Consider the following 4,630-nt stretch of genomic DNA (forward strand, 5'->3'; position numbering starts at 1 on the left):
ATCCTCGCAATACTGTCGCCCATGGATGAGATCCAGGTCGTCGTCGCCCATTCCGAGCGCGCGACTCTGCGCGTCGGCGACGTGTTCTTGAAGGTGGACGTCGATCAGGCGCACATCGACGCCGAGGTCGAGGCGATGTCCCTCGTGCCGGTGCCGACCCCGAAGGTCCTGTGGCGCAAGCCGCCCGTGCTCGCGATCGCCGCGGTCCCGGGGACGACGCTCGGGCGACTCGGCGGGCCGGCGACCGGGTCACCGGCGGCGTGGGCCGCGGCGGGCGCCGCCATCCGGAAGCTGCACGAAGCACCCCTGCCGCCCCGGACGGGTCGCGCGGGTCGAAGCGTCGTCGCGCTGGCGGCGGAACTCGACGACGAGTGCGAGTCGCTCGTGGCGAGCGGCCTCTTACCCGCTGAGCTGGTCACCCGCAATCGCCAGGTCGCCGAGGCCGCGCTTCGGCCGTGGGCTCCGGTGTTCACGCACGGCGACCTGCAGATCGCGCACGTCTTCCTCGAAGACGACCAGGTCACGGGCGTCATCGACTGGTCCGAGGCGGGCCGGGGTGATGCCCTGTACGACCTCGCCACCTTCACGCTCGGACACGAGGAGCACCTCGACGACCTCCTCGCCGGTTATGGCACCGACGTCGACCTCGACGTGATCCACGCGTGGTGGTCGTTGCGAAGCCTGCTGATAGTTCGCTGGTTGAGCGAGCACGGCTTCGACCCGTTCGAGCCGGGCTGTGAGGTCGACGTGCTCAGGGCCCGGATGTGAGGCCGCACGGACCCCGACCACTACGAGTGGCACTCTGAGACATCGAGCAGGCCGTCCCCTGGGCGATCACCCGCTCATGGAAGGGATTCGTGCTCGGTCCGTCGACGTGGGTGTGGACGGAGGCGAGCCCATCGGTGGCGCCGAGTCGGCGTCGGGCAAGGGCACCTCTCCCGCCGCAGCGGTGAGTGGCCCGGTCCGCCGAACACCCTCAAGAACCATCCTGCTGAGTTCGGCTAAGCCTTCCTCACATCCCTGCCAAGTCTGCTAACGCCTCGTGAGACACCTTCGGGTTAGTCTGGCGGGGACGGAAGGGGGCGATCGCCGTGCGCAAGGTCTTCGCGGGGCCGCGGCTGCGCAGGCTGCGACAGGAACACTCGCTCAAACAGTCCGAACTCGCCCGTGAACTGGGCATCTCCGCCGGTTACCTCAACCAGATGGAGCACAACCAGCGCCCGCTCAGCGTGCCCGTCCTCCTCCGGATCACCGAAGCCTTCGGGGTGGACCCGAGCTTCTTCGCGACCGGAGACACCTCGCGTCTGATCGCCGAACTGCGAGAAGCCCTCACCGACGTTCCCACCGGAGACCAGGTCGGCACGGAGGAACTCGACGAACTCGCCTCCGCCATGCCCTCGGTCGCCCGAGCCCTCGTGGACCTGCACCGTCGATACCGGGACGTCTCCGGCCAGGCCGCCGCGCTGGCGGAGGGCCGGGACGGGGGTGTCGCATCCGTGGCTCCCATGGCCTACGAACAGGTCCGCGACTTCTTCTACGAACGCCACAACTACATCGGCGAACTGGACGAACTCGCCGAGGAACTGGCACAGGGGGAGGGCGCCGAACCGGGCAAGGCGCACCTGGTCCTCACCCGGCTGCTGTCCGAACGTCACGGGGTGCGGGTGGAGACCGTCGACCGATCTTCCAGGAACCGGACGTTCGACCCCGAGCGGCGTGTGTTGTCGCTGGCCGCGCACCTGCGCCCCGGCCAGCGCGCCTTCCAGCTCGGCACCCAGCTCGCCTTCCTGGAACACGGCGACCTGTTGGACGAACTCGCCCGGGGCGAGGAACTCACCACCGAACAGGCGGTCCGGCTGGCGCGGATCGGACTGGCCAACTACTTCGCGGGCGCGTTCGTCCTGCCCTACCGGGACTTCCGAGAGACCGCCGAACGGGAACGCTACGACGTCGAACTGCTCGCCGACCGGTTCGGGGTGGGCTTCGAGACCGTCTGCCACCGCCTGTCCACGCTGCAACGCCCCGGCCTGAAGGGCGTCCCGTTCTCGTTCGTCCGGGTGGACCGCGCCGGCAACATGTCCAAGCGCCAGTCCGCCACCGGCTTCCACTTCTCCCGCTCGGGCGGTACCTGCCCGCTGTGGAACGTCTACGCCGCGTTCTCCGCCCCGGGCGTCATCCAGCGGCAGATCGCGCAGATGCCCGACGGGCGTACCTACTTCTGGGTCGCGCGTACCGTCACCCGGGGCTATGGCGGCTACGGGGCACCCGGCAAGACCTTCGCGGTGGGCCTGGGCTGCGAGCTGCGGCACGCCCACCGCCTGGTCTACTCCACCGGCCTGAACCTGGAGGACCCGTCGGCCGCCACCCCGATCGGCCTGGGCTGCAAGGTCTGCGAACGCCCCGCCTGCCCACAGCGGGCCTTCCCACCGGCGGGCCGGGCGCTGCTGGTCAACGAGAACGCCGGCACCGTCTCCCCGTATCCGGTCGCCGAACCCTAGGCGCAGTCCTGCGCGTCGGGAGACAGTGTGCCGGCCGGGGCGTCGTAGCAGAGGCTGACCGGCGGGAACCCGGACACCCCGGGGTCGTGGTCGGCGTCGGAGAAGGTGAGTTGTCCCTGGTCGGGGGCGTCGGGGAAGGTCAGGTCGAGTTCGTCGCCGATCTCCACCGGACCGGGCGATTCAAGGGGCGCCAGTGGAGCCGTCGGGGTGGTGACGGTGAGCATGGCGGGAACGTCGTGCCCCTCCACCAGGTTGAGCACGCTCACCGAGAACCGGACCCCGTCGGCGGTGTCCTCCACGGAGGTCACCGACACGTAGGTGAGCGTCTCGAACCGGTCCGGGGTCGCCTGGAAGGTCGTGTACCCGTCGGGAGAGACGAAGGTCTGGGCCTCCCACTCCGCGTTGGTGCCGAAGGGGGTCGGCGCGGGCGGCTCCCACCCGGGTTCGCCGGACGATCCTTCGCCGTCGACCTCCGTGGCTTGGCCGGTCTCGGCTCCCTGCGCGGTCCCGGCCCCCTCCGCCGCTTCGCTCTCCTCATCGGTGAGCGCCCGGGCCGCCAGAAGCCCACCGCCCGCCGCACCGAGCACGAGCACGGTCGCGCCCGCGGCCAACAGCACCTTCCGACCTCCACGAGCCGGGGGCGTCGGCGACTCCGCCTGCACCCCCGCCCACTCCCGGTCCAGCAGCGCGCCCACCGCGTCCGACAACCCCTCCCCACCCGGGTGACCGGTCAGCGTCGCCGCGAGCCACGCCGCCGTCGGCCTGTGCGCGGGGTCCTTGTCCAGGGCGGCCGTCACCAAGGGCACCAGAGCCTCCGGGACCCCCGCCAGATCGGGCGCCCGGTCCAGGACCCGGTGCGCCAGGGAATCGGTGGAACCCGCGCCGAAGGGCGGCCTGCCGGTCGCGGCGAAGGCCACCAACGCGCCCCAACCGAACAGGTCGGCGGCGGGCGTGGCCGGCGCCCCTCGCAGCACCTCCGGGGCGATCCACCCGGGTGTGCCCACGAGACCACCGGTGCGGGTCAGGGCCGTCTCGTCGATGGCCCGTGCGATGCCGAAGTCCAGCACCTTGGGCCCGTCGGGCGCGAGGACGACGTTGCCGGGCTTGAGGTCGCGGTGCACGATCCCCGCGGTGTGCGCGGCGACCAGGGCCTCCGCCACCCCGCCGGCCAACCCGCGCAGCAGGTTCGGTGGCAGTGGACCGTGTTCTCGCACGTGGGCGGAGAGCGAGAGTCCGGGCACGAACTCGGTGACCAGCCACGGCACGCCACCGTCCCGACCGGACCCGAGCAGCGCAGGCACGCAACGGCTCTCGACCCGTCCGAGCAGCCGGATCTCCCGGGTGAACCGTTCGCGCAGCCCGGGGTCCTCGGTCAGTTCCTCGCGGATGACCTTGATCGCCGTGTACCGGCCCCGCCGCCCTACTCCCGCGTAGACGGTGCCCATGCCGCCGGTACCGATCCGCCCGACGACACGCATGCCGCCGACGGTCTCCGGGTCGTCGGGGCGCAACGGGGAGAAACCCGTGGTCGTGTGGCCGCTCATTCGGGTCGCTCCGCGGGACAGGGCACGTACTCCTCATCGGTCATGTCGACCGGGGGATAGGGGTGCCAGTTCATGTAGCAGGTGTAGACGCCGGCCACCTCGGCCGCACCGCCGACGGCGTTCGCGGCCGGCAGGTAGGTCAGCAGCCCGCTCTGTGGGGCGTCGGCGAAGTCCACCGCGAACTCCGCGTTCGGTGAGTCCGCGGAGACCGTGGCGACCACTTCGTCGCCCGGGGCGGTGTGCGAGGGACGTCCGTCGGCGGTGGGGTCCTCCGGCAGCGGGTCCCACTCGTCGCCCACTTCGAGGAGACCGAAGTCGCCGGCCCGCAGGGTGAACCCGCCCTCGTCCGCGAGGTACGCCAGTTCGCCGAACACCTGGACGCCGCTCTGCTCCTGGACATCGGCGTAGACGGTATCGAGGTCGACGCTCGCCACCACGAACTCCGCCCGGTCCACCCCTTCGGGCAGGGCGGAGCCGGCCCCGTCGAACCCGGGGACGAGGTCGAGGGTCCCGTCGGGATCGGAGTGCACCATGAACAGACCGTTCGAGGCGATCTCCACCGCCACCTGTTCGACGGCCTCGTCGCCG

Annotated in this window: 3 protein-coding genes and 1 pseudogene; 2 read left to right on the forward strand and 2 right to left on the reverse strand. The window is 71.1% G+C overall.

Annotated features, from left to right (window positions below; translation table 11 throughout):
- The first annotated feature begins 21 nt into the window (after window positions 1-21).
- Both K8V84_RS06165 and K8V84_RS06170 read left to right on the forward strand, forming a co-directional pair.
- Window positions 22-768: an aminoglycoside phosphotransferase family protein gene (locus tag K8V84_RS06165; RefSeq protein WP_304071576.1), complete on the forward strand. Its 747-nt coding sequence runs from the start codon at window positions 22-24 to the stop codon at window positions 766-768.
- Window positions 769-1,091: 323 nt separating this feature from the next.
- Complete coding sequence (locus K8V84_RS06170; protein ID WP_304071578.1) at window positions 1,092-2,498, forward strand: short-chain fatty acyl-CoA regulator family protein; 1,407 nt, start codon at window positions 1,092-1,094, stop codon at window positions 2,496-2,498.
- Here K8V84_RS06170 and K8V84_RS06175 read toward each other — a convergent pair.
- Window positions 2,495-4,042 carry a serine/threonine-protein kinase gene (locus K8V84_RS06175; protein WP_304071581.1) on the reverse strand — a complete coding sequence of 516 codons (1,548 nt, stop codon included), beginning with the start codon at window positions 4,040-4,042 and terminating at the stop codon, window positions 2,495-2,497. The two genes, K8V84_RS06170 and K8V84_RS06175, sit on opposite strands and share 4 nt — an antisense overlap.
- Window positions 4,039-4,630: pseudogene (locus K8V84_RS06180) on the reverse strand (serine/threonine protein kinase); the annotation flags it as partial. The gene K8V84_RS06175 and the pseudogene K8V84_RS06180, both read right to left, overlap by 4 nt.

Origin of the sequence: Nocardiopsis listeri (assembly GCF_020741345.1) — a bacterium.
GTDB classification, from domain to species: domain Bacteria; phylum Actinomycetota; class Actinomycetes; order Streptosporangiales; family Streptosporangiaceae; genus Nocardiopsis; species Nocardiopsis listeri_A.